The organism is Kitasatospora sp. NPDC004272, from assembly GCF_053603035.1.
The window spans coordinates 35804-50875 of record NZ_JBSGET010000048.1; the positions used below are offsets into that span (position 1 = coordinate 35804).

The 15072-nt window shown below is 76.8% G+C and carries 16 protein-coding genes and 1 rRNA gene; 5 read left to right on the forward strand and 12 right to left on the reverse strand.

Annotation, left to right across the window (positions count from 1 at the left end):
• Positions 1-67: 67 nt before the first annotated feature.
• A complete protein-coding gene (gene yczR / locus ACWEO5_RS16970) occupies positions 68-1540 on the forward strand; it encodes a MocR-like transcription factor YczR (protein WP_452163105.1) in 1473 nt (490 codons plus the stop codon).
• 57 nt (positions 1541-1597) lie between these two features.
• Here the strand turns inward: yczR and ACWEO5_RS16975 are convergent, their stop codons facing one another.
• The 4 genes from ACWEO5_RS16975 to ACWEO5_RS16990 form a co-directional block, all read right to left on the reverse strand.
• Positions 1598-2500, reverse strand: coding sequence for an NAD kinase (locus ACWEO5_RS16975; RefSeq protein ID WP_452163106.1), 903 nt, complete (start codon positions 2498-2500; stop codon positions 1598-1600).
• Between the two features lie 91 nt (positions 2501-2591).
• Positions 2592-3398 (reverse strand): TlyA family RNA methyltransferase, encoded by an 807-nt coding sequence (locus ACWEO5_RS16980; protein ID WP_452163107.1) that lies wholly within the window; start codon positions 3396-3398, stop codon positions 2592-2594.
• A gap of 36 nt (positions 3399-3434) precedes the next feature.
• Positions 3435-3593, reverse strand: a complete 159-nt coding sequence (locus ACWEO5_RS16985; RefSeq protein WP_452163108.1) for a hypothetical protein — start codon at positions 3591-3593, stop codon at positions 3435-3437.
• A complete protein-coding gene (locus ACWEO5_RS16990; RefSeq protein WP_452163109.1) occupies positions 3586-4821 on the reverse strand; it encodes a hypothetical protein in 1236 nt (411 codons plus the stop codon). The genes ACWEO5_RS16985 and ACWEO5_RS16990 overlap by 8 nt, the downstream gene beginning before the upstream one ends.
• A gap of 130 nt (positions 4822-4951) precedes the next feature.
• Between ACWEO5_RS16990 and ACWEO5_RS16995 the strand changes: the two genes are divergently transcribed.
• The gene (locus ACWEO5_RS16995; protein ID WP_452163110.1) at positions 4952-5299 is read left to right on the forward strand and encodes an SCP2 sterol-binding domain-containing protein; all 348 of its coding nucleotides are present in this window, start codon (positions 4952-4954) and stop codon (positions 5297-5299) included.
• A 14-nt stretch (positions 5300-5313) separates the two neighbouring features.
• Here ACWEO5_RS16995 and ACWEO5_RS17000 read toward each other — a convergent pair whose 3' ends face one another.
• The 4 genes from ACWEO5_RS17000 to ACWEO5_RS17015 form a co-directional block, all read right to left on the reverse strand.
• On the reverse strand, positions 5314-5967 hold the full coding sequence (locus tag ACWEO5_RS17000; RefSeq protein ID WP_452163111.1) for a hypothetical protein: 654 nt from the start codon (positions 5965-5967) through the stop codon (positions 5314-5316).
• Positions 5968-6077: 110 nt separating this feature from the next.
• Positions 6078-6632 (reverse strand): hypothetical protein, encoded by a 555-nt coding sequence (locus ACWEO5_RS17005; protein WP_452163112.1) that lies wholly within the window; start codon positions 6630-6632, stop codon positions 6078-6080.
• A 90-nt stretch (positions 6633-6722) separates the two neighbouring features.
• The gene (locus ACWEO5_RS17010) at positions 6723-7766 is read right to left on the reverse strand and encodes an HAD-IIA family hydrolase (RefSeq protein WP_344557936.1); all 1044 of its coding nucleotides are present in this window, start codon (positions 7764-7766) and stop codon (positions 6723-6725) included.
• 47 nt (positions 7767-7813) lie between these two features.
• Positions 7814-8305, reverse strand: coding sequence for a tetratricopeptide repeat protein (locus tag ACWEO5_RS17015; protein WP_452163113.1), 492 nt, complete (start codon positions 8303-8305; stop codon positions 7814-7816).
• Positions 8306-8411: 106 nt separating this feature from the next.
• Here ACWEO5_RS17015 and ACWEO5_RS17020 point away from each other — a divergent pair, with 106 nt between their 5' ends.
• Complete coding sequence (locus ACWEO5_RS17020; protein ID WP_452163114.1) at positions 8412-9767, forward strand: DUF1015 family protein; 1356 nt, start codon at positions 8412-8414, stop codon at positions 9765-9767.
• Between the two features lie 28 nt (positions 9768-9795).
• Here ACWEO5_RS17020 and ACWEO5_RS17025 read toward each other — a convergent pair whose 3' ends face one another.
• Positions 9796-10686, reverse strand: coding sequence for a helix-turn-helix transcriptional regulator (locus ACWEO5_RS17025; RefSeq protein WP_452163115.1), 891 nt, complete (start codon positions 10684-10686; stop codon positions 9796-9798).
• Between the two features lie 166 nt (positions 10687-10852).
• Between ACWEO5_RS17025 and ACWEO5_RS17030 the strand changes: the two genes are divergently transcribed.
• Both ACWEO5_RS17030 and ACWEO5_RS17035 read left to right on the forward strand, forming a co-directional pair.
• Complete coding sequence (locus ACWEO5_RS17030; protein ID WP_452163116.1) at positions 10853-11869, forward strand: zinc-dependent alcohol dehydrogenase family protein; 1017 nt, start codon at positions 10853-10855, stop codon at positions 11867-11869.
• A 44-nt stretch (positions 11870-11913) separates the two neighbouring features.
• Complete coding sequence (locus ACWEO5_RS17035) at positions 11914-12327, forward strand: (R)-mandelonitrile lyase (RefSeq protein ID WP_452163117.1); 414 nt, start codon at positions 11914-11916, stop codon at positions 12325-12327.
• A gap of 87 nt (positions 12328-12414) precedes the next feature.
• On the opposite strand, the gene ACWEO5_RS17040 is transcribed toward ACWEO5_RS17035, so the two are convergent.
• From ACWEO5_RS17040 to rrf, 3 genes are all read right to left on the reverse strand, one after another.
• Positions 12415-13305: a tetratricopeptide repeat protein gene (locus ACWEO5_RS17040; RefSeq protein WP_344557978.1), complete on the reverse strand. Its 891-nt coding sequence runs from the start codon at positions 13303-13305 to the stop codon at positions 12415-12417.
• A complete protein-coding gene (locus ACWEO5_RS17045; RefSeq protein WP_452163118.1) occupies positions 13302-14633 on the reverse strand; it encodes a hypothetical protein in 1332 nt (443 codons plus the stop codon). Before ACWEO5_RS17045 ends, ACWEO5_RS17040 begins: the two co-directional genes overlap by 4 nt.
• 347 nt (positions 14634-14980) lie before the next feature.
• Positions 14981-15072: ribosomal RNA gene (gene rrf / locus ACWEO5_RS17050) — 5S ribosomal RNA — on the reverse strand; the annotation flags it as partial.

Here is a 15072-nt window from a genome sequence, read left to right on the forward strand (position 1 = left end):
AGGCCACTATGGGGAGTCCAAAACGCGTCCCGAAAGGGCCAATCCGCACCAGGTGGACCGATCCGCGATGTCCGAGTGGCACAGCACGCTCACCCCGCACGCCCTCGCCCGGCAGCTGCCCGCCCCGGACGGCCGCCGCCCCGCCTACCGGGCGCTGGCCGCCCAGGTCTCCCGGCTGGTCGTCGACGGCCGCCTCCCGGTCGGCACCCGGCTGCCCGCCGAGCGCGAACTCGCCGCCGAGCTGAACCTCTCCCGCACCACCGTCGCCGCCGCGTACGAGGCGCTGCGCGCGGACGGCTACCTGCGCTCGCGGCGCGGCGCCGGCTCCTGGACGGCCCTGCCGGCGGGCACCGCCCCGCCCGGCGACGCGCTGCACCCGGTCTCCCCCGAGCAGGGGGCCGTCCTCGACCTGGGCCTGGCCGCGCCCACCGCCCCCGAGCAGCTGGCCGAGGCCGCCGCGCACGCCCTCGCCCAGCTGCCCGCGTACGCCGGCGGGCACGGCAACTACCCGACCGGGCTGCCGGTGCTGCGCGAGGCCGTCGCCCGCCGCTACACCGAGCGCGGCCTGCCCACCGGCCCCGAGCAGGTGCTGGTCACCACCGGGGCGATGAGCGCCCTGCACCTGGCCCACCAGGCGCTGCTGTCGCGCGGCGACCGGGTCGCCGTCGAGGCGCCCAGCTACGCCAACACGCTGCGCGCCCTGGAGAAGGCCGGCGCCCGCCTGGTGCCCGTCCCGCTGGCCGAGGACGCGGCCGGCCGCACCGGCTGGGACCTGGCGCAGTGGCAGCGGGTGCTGCGCGGCGCCGCCCCCCGGCTGGCCTCGGTCATCCCCGACTTCCAGAACCCCACCGGTGCGCTGGTCGACGAGGAGCAGCGCCGCGCCCTGCTGGCCCACGCCCGGGCGGCCGGCACCACCGTGATCGCCGACGAGACCTGCGCCGAGCTCGGCTGGGGCGTCGCGGAGCGCGACCTGCCCCGGCCGCTGGCCGCGCTCGACCGGGACGCCCAGGTGATCACCGTCGGCTCGGCCGGGAAGATCCTCTGGCCCGGCCTGCGGATCGGCTGGCTGCGCGCCCAGCCGTCCCTGGTCCGGCGGCTGGCCGCCGACCGGGCGCTGTACGACCTGGGCACGCCCGTCCTGGAGCAGCTGATCGCGGCCCGGCTGCTGGCCGAGCACCTGCCCGCCGTCCGGGCCGACCGGCACGCGCGGCTGCGGGCCACCGCCGGGGCGTTCGCCCGCGAGCTGCCCCGGCACTTCCCCGGCTGGCGCTTCACCCTGCCCTCCGGCGGCCTCGCCCTGTGGGCCGCCACCCCCGGCCTGCCGGCCGGCGCCCTGGCCCGGGCGGGCGAGCGGACCGGGGTCCGGATCGCCTCCGGCGCCCGCTTCGGCATCGACGGCGCCTTCGAGGAGCACCTGCGGCTGCCGCTGACCCTGCCCGCCGCCCGCGTCCCCGAGGCCCTGCGCCGGATCGCCGAGGCCGCCGAACTGTCCCGCACCGAGCGCCTCGCGGGCGAGGACCCGGTGCCCGCCGCGCTCTGAGCGGACGTCAACCCCCGTCCGGGGCCGCCCCGTCCGGCCGGCGGCCGCGCCCCGGCGTCAGCAGTTGTCCGAGCGCCCGCGCCACCCCGTCACCGGCAGCGCGAACTTGGCCACCAGCCGGTCCGTGAACGGGGCCCGGTGCAGCCGGGCCAGCCGCACCGGGGTCTTGCCCCGGCGGACCTCCACCCGGGCGCCGGCCGGGAGTTCGGCCGAGCGGCGGCCGTCGCACCACAGCACCCCGTGCTGGGTCTTCGGCTGCACCTCCACCGCCAGCACCGAGTCCGGCGAGGTCACCAGCGGGCGGGCGAACAGCGCGTGCGCGCTGATCGGCACCATCAGCAGCGCCTCCACCTCCGGCCACACCACCGGGCCGCCGCCGGAGAACGCGTACGCGGTGGAGCCGGTCGGCGTGGACAGCACCACCCCGTCGCAGCCGAAGTTCGACACCGGGCGGCCGTCCACCTCGGTGACCACCTCCAGCAGTCGCTCCCGGGACGCCTTCTCCACCGAGGCCTCGTTCAGCGCCCAGTCCTCGTGCAGCACGTCACCGTTGGTGCGCACCAGCACGTCGATGGTCATCCGCTCCTCGACCTCGTAGTCGGCGGCCACCACCCGCTCCACCACCGTCGCCAGGTCGTCGCGTTCCGCCTCGGCGAGGAACCCGACCCGGCCCAGGTTGATCCCGAGCATCGGCAGCCCCGACTCGCGGGCCAGTTCGGCGCCGCGCAGCAGCGTGCCGTCCCCGCCCGCGACCAGGATCAGCTCGCAGCCGTCCGCCGCGCCCTGCCCGCCGGGCACCAGCTCCACCCCGTCCGGCAGGTCCAGGCCCACCGCCTCCGCCTCCAGCAGCCGGATCCGGATCCCCGCCCGCAGCAGGCCGTCCACCAGGCCCTCCACGCTGCGCAGGGCCGCCTCCCGGCCGGTGTGCGCGATCAGGAAGACCGTACGACGATCGCTCATTCCCCGCTGCCCTCTCCCTACGCCCGCCGGGCCACCACGGCCCGGCCACGACCTGCCAGTCTGCGCAACGCCCGGACGCCTGCCAAGTACCCTACTGGGGCCCCTCGGCCACGGCCCGGTCCGCCGCCGCCGGATCCAGCGGCTCCGCGTCGCGGCGCAGCCACAGGAAGTACTCCACGTTGCCCGACGGCCCCGGCAGCGGCGACGCCGCCACCGCCCGCACGCCCAGCCCGGACTCCCACGCCTGCCCGGCGACCTGCCGGATCGTCTCGGCCCGCAGCTGCGGCGAACGCACCACCCCGCCCGAGCCCAGGCGGTCCTTGCCGATCTCGAACTGCGGCTTCACCATCAGCACCAGGTCCGCCTCCGGCGCGGCGCAGCGGGCCAGCGCGGGCAGCACCAGGCCCAGTGAGATGAACGACAGGTCGCCCACCACCAGGTCCACCGGCTCGCCGCCGATCAGCTCCGGGGTCAGCTCTCGCACGTTGGTGCGGTCCATCACCGTCACCCGGGCGTCGCTCTGCAGCGACCAGGCCAGCTGCCCGTAGCCGACGTCCACCGCCAGCACGTGCGCGGCGCCCGCGCGCAGCAGCACGTCGGTGAACCCGCCGGTGGAGGCGCCCGCGTCCAGCGCCCGGCGGCCCTCGACCACCAGGCCCTGCGGCCCGAACGCCGCGAACGCGCCCGCCAGCTTGTGGCCGCCGCGCGAGACGTAGTCCGGGTCCGCGTCGTCCTTGGCGACCACCACCGCCGCCGCGGTCTCCACCTGCGTCGCGGGCTTCGTCGCCACCGTCCCGCCCACCGTCACCCGGCCCGCCGCGATCAGCTCGCTCGCGTGCTCCCGCGAACGGGCCAGCTTGCGGCGCACCAGCTCCGCGTCCAGACGGCGTCGTGCCACTGCCACTGCTACGTCAGCTCCCACATCGGACGGTCCCTACCCGCGGTCCAGCGCCGCGAGGGTCGCGGCGAGCCGCGCATGGACATCTTCGTACACCCCGACCCACTGCTCCGCCCCCGCCCCGTCCGGCTCCCCCAGCCGGGCCAGCACCCCGTCCACCTCGGGGACGCCCGTACGGACGACGTCCTCACTCACCGCCGTCACCCGCCCGCGGCGCGGCACCGGGCTCGGCGGACGCGCGCTTCGCGGCGGCCTTGCGGGCCGGGGCCTTCTCCGCGGGGGCCTCACCGGCCGGAGCCCGCCCGGCGGGGGCCTGCTGCGCCGGAGCCTGCTCGGTCGCCGCCTGCTTCGCCGGGGTCTTCTTCGCCGGGGCCTTCTTCGCGGGGGCCTTCTTCGCGGGCGGCCGCCCGCTCGCGGACGCCACCACCGCCGCGCCCTCGGCGGGCGAGAGCGGCCCCGACTCCCCCGTCGCCGGCTTCCTCGCGGGCGCCCTCTTCGCGCCGGCCTTCTTCGCGGGCAGCGGCGCGCCCGGCACCGCGTCCGCGAGCGCCCCGGCCGCCGCCTCCCCCGCGGGCGGCCGCACGACGGGCTCCTCCGCCGCCGCCCGCTTCGCCGGGGCCTTCTTCGCGGCCGCCTTCTTCGCCACCGTCCGCGGCGTCACGGCCGGTTCCCCGCCCGCCGGGGCGGCCGCCTTGCGCGGCACCGAGCGCTTCGCCGCCGCCTGCTTGGCCGCCGCGCCCTTCCGGGCCGCCGCCTTGCGGGCCGGAGCCCGCCGCGGGCCCGCCGGGGCGCCGCCGTCCGCCGGGCCGCCGTCCACCGGGCCGCCGTCCGCCGCGCGGGCGTCCGCCGGAGCCCGGCGCGCCGCGGCCTTCTTCACGCCCGACGCCGAACCGGCCGCCTGCTTGCGGGCGGCCGCCTTGCGCGCCGTCGCCTTCCGGCCCCTGGCCACCGCCGCGCCCTCCCCGTCCGCCGCCTCCGCCGGGGCGACCGGGGCGGCCTCCGGCTCCGCGTCCCAGCCCGCGTCGAACAGGCCCTGGGCCCGTGCCGCCGGACGGACCACCGGCTCCTCGTCCACCGGCTCCTGCGCCGCCGTCCCGCCGGCCTCCGGCTCCTCCTCCACCTCCCGCAGCTTCGACTCCAGGAAGCTCAGCACCACGCCGACCCTCACCACCTGGTCCCCGACCTTCTCGAAGACCCGCTCCACCTCGCCCCGGGCCACCCCGGCCACCAGGTCGACCCCGGCCCGGCCGGCCGTCACCACCTCCCCGGCGAGCACCCGCAACTGCTCGACCCCGGGCGGGAGTTCACCGCCCTGCTGGAGCAGCCCGCCGGCCGTGTCCAGCACCCGGCGGCCGGCCTCCTCGACCAGCTCGCCCGCCACCACCAGCACGCCCCGCACACCCCGCACCGCGTCCTGCAGCATCCGTCCGCCTCCTCTGCGCACCGACTGCCCACACCGGACCGCCCGCACCGACGCTACCCGTTCCCGGCCGCCGCCGTGCGGTGCTGCGCTAGCGTGGAGCGCCGGACGACCACCGAGGGAGCGAGCGCAGATGGCCACCACCGAGGAGTGCCGCACCGCCCTGGAGCAGCTCAGCCGCAACCTGGCGGCCGCCGGCGGCGACATCCGCAAGGCCGCCGCCCTCGACCGCTCCCTGAGCTGCCACCTCACCGACCTCGACCTGACCTTCACCGGCCGGCTCGCCGACGGGCGGCTGACCGGCATCACCGACGCCCCCGGCCCGCCCGCCACCAAGGCCGACATCAGGCTCACCACCACCGGCGACGACCTGGTGGCCCTGGTCGACGGCCGGCTGTCCTTCCCGACCGCCTGGGCCACCGGCCGCCTCAAGCTCGACGCGGGCTTCCGCGACCTGCTGCGCCTGCGCACCCTGCTCTGAGCCCACCGCGCCACTCAGCAGGACCGCGTCGGCAGCCCCGCGACCGGATCGTCGTCCTTCGGCAGCGGCTCGACCGCCACCTCCCCGCCCCGGCGCACCCGGGCGACCGGGTCGCCGGTCAACTGCCCGTCCGAGAGCACCAGGTAGTACGTGCGCGGCTCGCCGTCCACCCGCACCCCGGCGACCCGCACCACCTCCAGCGCCGCGCCCCCGCACTCGACGCCGACCAGGTCCTCCCCGTCCGCGTCGACCAGCAGCAGCCAGCCGTCGCCGCTCGGGTCGCTGACGGTGTACCCGAGCGACGGCTGCTCCCGGTGCGGGTGGTACTCCGTGTCGACGCAGTCCGTCGACCGCCCGGTCCGCTCCGCCACGCCCAGGCACCACGTCCCGTCGGTGCGCGTCCAGGTGAGGTAGCCGGTCTTCTCCCCGTAGTGGGCGACCGAGAGGGTGCCCGAACGGGTGTCCACCGCCTGCTCGACCTGCGCCAGCATCGCCGCGGCGTGCTCCCGGGCCGGCTTCCCGAACACCGACGAGCCGTCGACCGCCGCCACCGGCGCCGAACCCGCCGCGGGCGTGCCGCCCCCCGGGGACGAGTGCACCGCCCCGGACGGGCGCACCGCCGCCGGCGGCCCGTCCGAGGTGCAGCCGACCCCGCCAGCCAGCAGCACGCCGCACCCCGCGGCCACCGCCGCGGCCCTCCCCCGAAAACCCCGCACCGCGTCCCCCGACCCCCCGTGCCCAGTCGGACGCACCGTACACCGAGCATCCGACGCCCCGGTCAGCCGGGAGCGGCCCCCGGCCCCGGCGGCAGCACCGCCTCCTGCCCCCGCAGCACGTCGGTGCCCGCCGTGCCGTCGTCCCGAACCACCTCGACCACCAGCGGGCCCGCCGGGACGGGCCCGCCCGCCAGCAGGTAGTACCGGCGCGCGCCGCCCGCCAGCAGGTCGACGTCCATCGCGAACAGGCGCGGCCGCTCCGGCCCGCCGGACACGCCCGTCACCCGCTCCCGGTCCGTGACGACCAGCAGCTCCCAGCGGTCCCCGGCCACCCAGCCGGCGGCGACCCGCGCCAGCCGGCCCGCCACCGGCGGCTCGGAGCCGGGGGCCCGGCAGCTGCTCGGCCCCTTGGCGCGCGACCCCAGGCAGCGCTCGCCGTCCGCCGACCACCAGGCGAACAGCGGATCGCCGTCCAGCTCACCGACCCGGAGCGGCGGCCCCGGCACCGCCGACCGCTCCCCCGCCGGCGCCGGACGGCCGTCCGATCCGCACGCCAGCAGCACCAGCAGCACCGCACCCCCGGCCGCCGCCGACACCCGGCCCCGCCCACTGCGCACGGCTCCCCCTCCCCGGAATCCGACGGGCGCACCGTACCCCGAGCGCCTGACGGTGCGTCAGTACGCCTGCCGGGGGGGGCACCCCGGCCGTCAGGCCGCCGCGGGCAGGCCCGCCAGGGCCTTCGCCGACTCCGGCGCCGCGCCGTTCGCGTCCGCCCAGGTCCAGGCCGCCGCGCACAGCGCCCGCAGCGCGTCGATCCGGCCGCCCGCGCCGTCCAGCACCAGCACGCCGCCGTCCGCGCCCGCCGTCCAGCCGCCGCAGCCGAACCGGCCGCCGCCCAGCGCCGCCACCTCGGGCTGCGGCTCCAGCAGGCCCCGCAGGTCCTGCGCCAGGTACGTCGGACGGTGCCGCACCGGGGCGGCGAGCACCTGCTCCGGGGTGGCGATGCCGGTGAACACCAGCAGCGAGTCCACCCCGCCGTTGAACGCGCCCTCGATGTCGGTGTCCAGCCGGTCGCCGACCACCAGCGGACGCTTCGCGCCCGTCCGCAGCACCGTCTCCCGGTGCATCGGCGGCAGCGGCTTGCCCGCCACCTCCGGCTCCACGCCGGTCGCCGCCCGCACCGCCGCCACCAGCGTTCCGTTGCCCGGGGCGATGCCGCGCGCGGTCGGGATCGACAGGTCCGTGTTCGAGGCCACCCACGGCAGCCCGCGGCCCACCGCGTACGAGGCCTCCGCCAGGTCCGCCCAGCCCACCGACGGGTCGTAGCCCTGCACCACCGCCGCCGGGTCGTCCTCCAGCGAGCGCACCGGCACCAGCCCGCGCTCCTCCAGCGCCTCCAGCAGGCCCGCCCCGCCGATCACCAGCACCCGCGACCCGGCCGGCACCTTCTCCGACACCAGCCGCGCCGCCGCCTGCGCCGAGTTGATCACGTCCGCCGGGTCGGCCGGCACGCCCAGCTCGGTCAGGTGCTCCGCCACCACCCGCGGCGGCCGCGACGCGTTGTTGGTGACGTACGCCAGCCGCATCCCGGCCGCCCGGGCCCGGTCCAGCGACTCCACCGCGTGCCCGATCGCGTGCGGCCCGGCGTACACCACGCCGTCCAGGTCCAGCAGCGCCGTGTCGTACGCCTCCGTCAGCGCCTCCGCGCTGGCCCCCGGCACGCTCCGCACCGCCGCGGCGTTCTCCGTCATCGCTGCTCCACCCTCGTCACCTCGAACCGAACCGAACACCCGCCACCCTATGGCGCGGCCGGGTCCTCCGGCGGAGCCAGGTACCCGGGCGCCCCCGGCAGCAGCGGGCCGTACGCCCCCGCCCGGGCCGCCAGCGTCGCCCGGGTCTGCCGCAGCGCCGCCTGGTAGTGCCGGTTGCCGGGCTGCATCGCCACCGCCAGCGCCAGGTGCTCCGCCGAGGTCTCGAAGTCGCCCAGCCGGGCCGCCGACACCCCCCACCCGAACTGCGCGTAGTCGTCCGACGGGTCGGCCTCCGCCACCGCCCGGAAGCTCGCCAGCGCCTGCCCGTACTGCCCCGCGTCGAACTGCGCCCGGGCCAGCGCCTCCCGGATCGACCCCGAGCCCGGCTCCGCCTCCGCCGCCCGCGCCAGCAGCTGCACCGCCGCCGCCGGGTGCTTCTCCTCCAGCAGCCGCACCCCGCGCCGGTACCAGTCGTACACCCCGCCGCCGGGCACCCCGCCGCCGTTGCCGTTGCCGTCCCCGTGCTCCAGCTGTCCCATCCGCGCCTACCCCGCTTCCCGCTCATCCCGCTCGCCCAGCCCTTGATCCGGACGTCCGCCTTCGTCGCGATCTCCCAACAAGGACTACCCGGCTAACATGCCCAGAATGAGCGCCCCTCGTGCCGAAACCGGCAACGAGCCCTCGGGCGGCCCCGGAGACCCCGGGCACGTCGCCACCGCAGGGCTGTCCCTGTCCCCGTTCCGCGGCCTGCGCTACGACCCGCACCGGGTCGGCGACCTGGCCGCGGTCACCTCCCCGCCGTACGACGTGGTCGACCCCGGACGGCGCCTGGACCTGGAGACCGCCGACCCGCACAACATCGTCCGGCTGATCCTCCCCCGCCCCGAACCCGAGGACGCCGGCGACCGCCCCGACCGCGACACCCGCTACCGGCACGCCGCCCGGCTGCTCCGCGACTGGCGCCGGCAGGGCGTCCTGACCGCCGACCCGCACCCCGCCCTGTACGTCTACGAGCAGCGCACCCCCTCCGGCACCCTCCAGCGCGGCCTGATCGGCGCCCTCGCCGTCAGCGGCCCCGAGGCGGGCGTCGTCCTCCCGCACGAGGACGTCATGCCCAAGCCGGTCGCCGACCGGGTCGGCCTGATGCGCACCACCCGCGCCAACCTCGAACCGCTGCTGCTCACCTACCGCGGCCACGGCCGCGCCGCCGAGGTCGTCGAGCGCACCGCCGGCACCGGACCGCTGCTCGCCACCACCACCAGCGACGGCACCCGCCACCGTCTGTGGGCCGTCACCGACCCCGCCGACCTGGCCGCCGTCACCCGCGACCTGGCCACCTGCCGCGCCCTGATCGCCGACGGCCACCACCGCTGGGAGATGTACCTGCGGCTGCAGCGCGAGCACCGCCACCTGCCCCGCAGCCCGTGGGACCGCGGCCTGGTCCTGCTGGTCGACACCGACCGCTACCCGCTGCGGGTCCGCGCCATCCACCGCGTCCTGCAGCGCCTCCCGCTCGACGCCGCGCTCACCGCCCTCGACCCCGCCGCCTGGCGGCTCACCGCCCTGCCCGGCACCCTCCCCGACGCCCTGCACGCCCTCGCCGAGGCGCACCGCTCCCCCGGCAACTCCTTCGTCCTCACCGCCGGCGACGGCCGTTTCCACCTGCTCACCGGCCCTGACGAGGCCACCCTCGCCGCCGCCGTCCGCACCGACCGCCCCGAGGAGTGGCGCCGCCTGGACGCCACCGTCCTGCACGCCGTCCTGCTCGACCGCACCTGGCACGTCCCCGACAGCCCCGAGCACATCGGCTACCTGCACTCCGCCGAGGCCGCCGTCCGCGAGGCCGCCCGCACCGGCGGCACCGCCGTCCTGCTGCACCCCGTCGAGGAGCGCGTGGTGCGCCGGCTCGCCGAGCAGGGCGTCACCATGCCCCGCAAGTCGACCTCCTTCGGCCCCAAACCGGCCACCGGGCTGGTCCTGCGCTCCCTCGAACTCGGCTGACCCGCCCCGCCGGGGGCGCGGGCCGCGGTCAGCCCGCCGCGGGCTCCTGCGGGCGGTCCGCGGCCTCCCGGGTGGCGGCCCAGCTCGCGAGCAGGCGCAGGGCCTGTTCGGAGGGGGAGCCGGGTTCGGCGGTGTAGACGGTGAGGGCCAGGCCGGGCGCGGCGGTCAGCTCCATGCCCTCGTAGGCGAGGGTGAGGTCGCCCACCACCGGGTGGTGGAAGCGCTTGGTGCCGGTGCCGTGGTGGCGGACGTCGTGGGCGCCCCAGCGGGTGCGGAACTCGTCGCTGCGGGTGGAGAGTTCACCGACCAGGTCGTGCAGGTCCTTGTCGTGCGGGTCGCGGCCGGCCTCGGTGCGCAGCATCGCGACGGTGATGTCGGCGGCCCGCTCCCAGTCCGGGTAGAAGCTCCGGGATCCGGGGTCGAGGAACTGGTAGCGGGCGAGGTTGCCGCGGTGGCCCGGGTCGTCGTACACCCCGGCGTAGAAGCCGCGGGCGAGCTGGTTGGCGGCGAGCAGGTCCATCCGGCCGTTGCGGACGAACGCGGGCCCGCCGGTGACGGCGTCCAGCGTCCACTGCAGGGCGGGGTGCGCCGTCCACGGCCGGGCGGCCCGGCGGCGCGGGCGGGCGAGCGCGTCGGAGCCGTCGGCGGCCCGGGCGAGGTTCAGCAGGTGGGCGCGTTCGGCGTCGTCGAGCTGCAGGGCCCGGGCGAGGGCCTCCAGGACGGCGGGCGAGGCGCCGGCCAGGTTGCCGCGCTCCAGCTTGGCGTAGTACTCGACGCTCAGGTCCGCGAGCGCGGCGACCTCGCTGCGGCGCAGGCCGGGCACCCGGCGGCGGGGGCCGGCGGGCATGCCCGCCCGCTCGGGGGTGATCTTCGCGCGCCGCGAGGTGAGGAACTCGCGGACCTCCTGGCTGTTGTCCACGCCTCCGACGGTACGGGTCGGCGGGCCCGGGAGGGGTGCACCCGCGGTACACCCCTCACCGGTGACTCGCTGCCGGGTCCGGGAGCGGGTTCCCTGGATCACGTGGCGCCCCGCGACCCGCGGTCCGCCACCCCCTCCCCTCCCGGAACGCGAAGGAAGCCCTCTGATGCGCGGCGCAGTGATCCACGCCCCCGGCGACGTCCGGTTCGAGACCCTGGACGACCCGAAGGTCCTCCACCCCACCGACGCGGTCATCCGCACCGCCGTGACCTGCGTGTGCGGCTCCGACCTGTGGCCCTACCGGGGCGCGGAGCCGATCGGCGACCCGCACCCGATGGGCCACGAGTACGTCGGCTTCGTCGAGGAGGTCGGCTCCGCGGTCACCGGCCTGCGACCGGGCCAGTTCGTGGTCGGCTCGTTCGCCACCTCCGACAACACCTGCCCGAACTGCCTGAACGGCTTCCAGTCGAACTGCCTGCACCGCGAGTTCATGTCCACCTGCCAGGCCGAGTACGTGCGCGTCCCCAACGCCGCCGGCACCCTGGTCGCCCTCGACGAGGTGCCGGACGAGTCGCTCTGGCCGGGCCTGCTGGCGAACTCGGACGTGATGGGCACCGGCTGGTGGGCCGCCGACGCCGCCCGGGTCCGCCCCGGCTCCACCGCCGTCGTCGTCGGGGACGGCGCGGTCGGCCTGTGCGCGGTGATCGCCGCCAAGGAGCTGGGCGCCGAGCGGATCATCGCGATGTCCCGCCACGCGTCCCGGCAGGAGCTCGCCCGGGCCTTCGGCGCCACCGACGTCGTCGCCGAGCGCGGCGAGGACGGCGTCGCCCGGATCAAGGAGCTGACCGGCGGCATCGGCGCCGACAGCGTCCTGGAGTGCGTCGGCACCGCCCAGTCCATGGCCCAGGCCCTGCACTCCGCCCGCCCCGGCGGCAGCGTCGGCTTCGTCGGCGTCCCGCACGGCGTCACCGTGGACGGCCAGGAGCTGTTCTTCTCCCACGTCGGCCTGCGCGGCGGCCCCGCCCCCGTCCGCCGCTACCTGCCCGACCTGATCGAGCGCGTCCTGTCCGGCCGGATCGACCCCGGCCGGGTCTTCGACCTCGCCCTGCCCCTCGACCGGGTCGCCGAGGGCTACCGGGCGATGGACGAACGCCGCGCGATCAAGACCCTCCTCACCCCCTGACCGCCGCGCACCCGCCCCCGGAGCCCCCGAAGGAGACCGCACCCATGGAATTCGTCCAGCCCCGGCCCACCGACAAGGCCCCCGGCGACTGGTTCACCGGCGACGTCTGGTGGGACGTCATCGCCGCCGGCCGGGCCCCCTCCCGCCTGCGCGCCAACCTGGTCCGCTTCGCCCCCGGCGCCCGTACCCACTGGCACGCCCACGCCGTCGGCCAGACCCTCCACGTCGTCTCCGGCACCGCCCTGATCGGCACCCGGGACGGCACCCTCTTCGAGGCCCGCCCCGGCGAGACGGTCAGCTGCCCGCCCGGGGAGGAGCACTGGCACGGCGCCGCCCCCGACCGCTTCATGGAACACGTCGCCCTGTGGGAGACCACCGACGACGGCACCCCCGAGACCACCTGGGCGGAGCCCGTCACCGACGAGCAGTACGGCGGCCCGCGCACCCGCCGCCCGTAGCGCGCCGCACCCCGACCCGGAACGCGGGAGGGCCCCTCCGCCGCACTGGCGGAGGGGCCCTCCCGCGTCACTTCCTACCGGCGCGCGTCAGCCCTGCTTCGGCTGCTCCTGCTCCTTGAACGAGTCCTCGTCGTAGTCCTCGTCGATCTCCAGGTCGTCCTCGTCGTAGAACTCCTCGACGTCCTCTTCGTCCTCGAAGATCATCCGGTCGTCGCCGACGTCGTCCTTGTCGATCTGACGGCGCACCGGCTCCACGGCCTCCGCGCCCTCGTCCTCGACCTCGGCGTCCTCGTCCAGCGCGTCGGTGAACTCCACGCCGTCGATCTCCGCCAGCCGCTCGGCCGCGTTGGTCGAGCCGTCCGTGTCCGCCTCCACGGCCTTCACGAACCACTCCCGGGCCTCGTCCGCCCGACCCGCCGCGATCAGCGCGTCCGCGTACCCGTAGCGCAGCCGCGCCGTCCAGGGGTGGATCGCCGAGGACGCCAGCTCGGGGCTCTGCAGCGTCACCACGGCGGCGTCGAACTGCTCCAGGTCGGCCCGGGCACCCGCCGCGACCAGCCGCATCTCGACCTGACCGGCCTTGTCCAGCTGCTTCACCTCGGGCTCGCCGGCCATCGCCAGCGCCCGCTCCGGCCGGCCCAGACCGCGCTCGCAGTCCGCCATCACCGGCCACAGGTCGACCCGCCCGGTCATCCGCTTCGCCGCCCGGAACTCGGTCAGCGCCTCGGAGTACCGCTGCGTCATGTACGAGGCGAACCCGGCCGCCTCGCGCACGCTCGCCACCCGCGACGCCAGCCGCAGCGCGACCCGCGAGTAGTTGTAGGCCTCCTCCGGCTCGCTGTCGAGCAGCCGCGCCACCATCACCAGGTTGCGCGCCACGTCGTCCGCCAGCGTCTTCGGCAGGCTCTTCAGGTCCTGCTTGACGTCCGCGTCGATCTCGAAGCCGGTCACGTCGTCCGGGATCGGCAGCCGCTTCACCGGCTCCTGACGCCGCTCGTCGTACCCGCCGCGGTCACCGCGGTCGTACCCGCCCCCGCGCGGCCGGTCGTCCCGCCCGCCCCGGAAGCCACCACGGTCGCCCCGGTCGTCCCGCCCACCGCGGTAGCCGCCCCGGTCGTCACGGCGCTCGAACCCGCCACTGCGCTGCGGACGGTCGTCCCGGCCCCGGAACCCGCCGCCCTGCGGACGGTCGTCCCGGTTGCCCCGGTAGCCACCACCCTGCGGACGGTCGTCGCGGCGCTCGAAGCCGCCACTGCGCTGCGGACGGTCGTCGCGGTCACGCCCGTACGACGGGCGGTCCTCGCGCGGACGGAACCCACCACGGTCGCCACCCTGCGGACGGTCGTCCCGGTTGCCCCGGTAGCCACCACCCTGCGGACGGTCGTCACGGCGCTCGAAGCCACCACTGCGCTGCGGCCGGTCGTCGAACGAACGCTCCTCACGCGGACGGTAGCCACCACCCTGCGGACGGTCGTCACGGCCCCGGAACCCGCCACCCTGCGGACGGTCATCCCGGTTGCCCCGGTAACCACCCCGGTCGTCCCGACGCTCGAACCCACCCTGCGGGCGGTCCTCGCGCGGACGGAACCCACCACGGTCGCCGCCCTGCGGACGGTCGTCCCGGTTGCCCCGGTAGCCACCACCCTGCGGACGGTCGTCGCGGCGCTCGAAGCCGCCACTGCGCTGCGGACGGTCGTCGCGGTCACGCCCGTACGACGGACGGTCCTCGCGCGGACGGAACCCACCACGGTCGCCACCCTGCGGACGGTCGTCCCGGTTGCCCCGGTAGCCACCACCCTGCGGACGGTCATCCCGGCGCTCGAAGCCACCACTGCGCTGCGGCCGGTCGTCGAACGAACGCTCCTCACGCGGACGGTAGCCACCACCCTGCGGACGGTCGTCCCGACCCCGGAACCCGCCACCCTGCGGACGGTCATCCCGGTTGCCCCGGTAACCACCGCCCTGCGGACGGTCGTCCCGGTTGCCCCGGTAACCACCGCCCTGCGGACGGTCGTCCCGACGGAAGCCACCGCGGTCCCCGCCCTGCGGGCGGTCGTCACGCGAGCGGTAACCGCCGCCGCCGCCACCGCCGTACGACGGACGGTCCTCGCGCGGACGGTAGCCACCGCCACCGCCGCCCTGCGGACGGTCGTCACGGTTGCCGCGGTACCCACCGCCGCCACCGCCGCCGTACGACGGGCGGTCGTCACGCGAGCGGAAGCCCCCGCGGTCGCCGCCGCGGTCACCGCGGTCGTCACGACCCCGGTAGCCGCCGCCTTCGCCACGGTCGTCACGACGAGGGCCACGGTCGTTCGACCAGCCCCCGCTCGACCTGGGCTCGTACCCCCGGCCGCCGTCGTTACGGCGCTCGGGCCGGTCCTGGGGCGGGTTCGACATGCTGGTGACTCCTGTCTGCACACTGCGAGTTCGAGAGGCGCCACTGCCGTTCCACGACACCAGCGCGAGATCCGGACACCTCCAGCCCCACCGGGGTCCGGAACGTCCGCCTTGTCCATTGTCCGGCATCCGGCAGGACACCGCGTCCGGGTGACCCCGTCGCACCGTCCGCCGGCCGTACGGATGTCCGGTTGATGCCCAACAAAAAAGGCCGAGGCCCCAGCGAATCGCTGGGGCCTCGGCCTATTGAAGAATTGTTCGGCGGCGTCCTACTCTCCCACAGGGTCCCCCCTGCAGTACCATCGGCGCTGTGAGGCTTAGCTTCCGGGTTCGGAATGTAACCGGGCG

Excerpts from the sequence above, each read along its gene's own strand:
- yczR (WP_452163105.1), top strand. The coding sequence starts at position 68 with ATGTCCGAGTGGCACAGCACGCTCACCCCGCACGCCCTCGCCCGGCAG.
- ACWEO5_RS16975 (WP_452163106.1), bottom strand. The coding sequence starts at position 2,500 with ATGAGCGATCGTCGTACGGTCTTCCTGATCGCGCACACCGGCCGGGAG.
- ACWEO5_RS16990 (WP_452163109.1), bottom strand. The coding sequence starts at position 4,821 with ATGCTGCAGGACGCGGTGCGGGGTGTGCGGGGCGTGCTGGTGGTGGCG.
- ACWEO5_RS16995 (WP_452163110.1), top strand. The coding sequence starts at position 4,952 with ATGGCCACCACCGAGGAGTGCCGCACCGCCCTGGAGCAGCTCAGCCGC.
- ACWEO5_RS17010 (WP_344557936.1), bottom strand. The coding sequence starts at position 7,766 with ATGACGGAGAACGCCGCGGCGGTGCGGAGCGTGCCGGGGGCCAGCGCG.
- ACWEO5_RS17015 (WP_452163113.1), bottom strand. The coding sequence starts at position 8,305 with ATGGGACAGCTGGAGCACGGGGACGGCAACGGCAACGGCGGCGGGGTG.
- ACWEO5_RS17020 (WP_452163114.1), top strand. The coding sequence starts at position 8,412 with ATGAGCGCCCCTCGTGCCGAAACCGGCAACGAGCCCTCGGGCGGCCCC.
- ACWEO5_RS17030 (WP_452163116.1), top strand. The coding sequence starts at position 10,853 with ATGCGCGGCGCAGTGATCCACGCCCCCGGCGACGTCCGGTTCGAGACC.
- ACWEO5_RS17035 (WP_452163117.1), top strand. The coding sequence starts at position 11,914 with ATGGAATTCGTCCAGCCCCGGCCCACCGACAAGGCCCCCGGCGACTGG.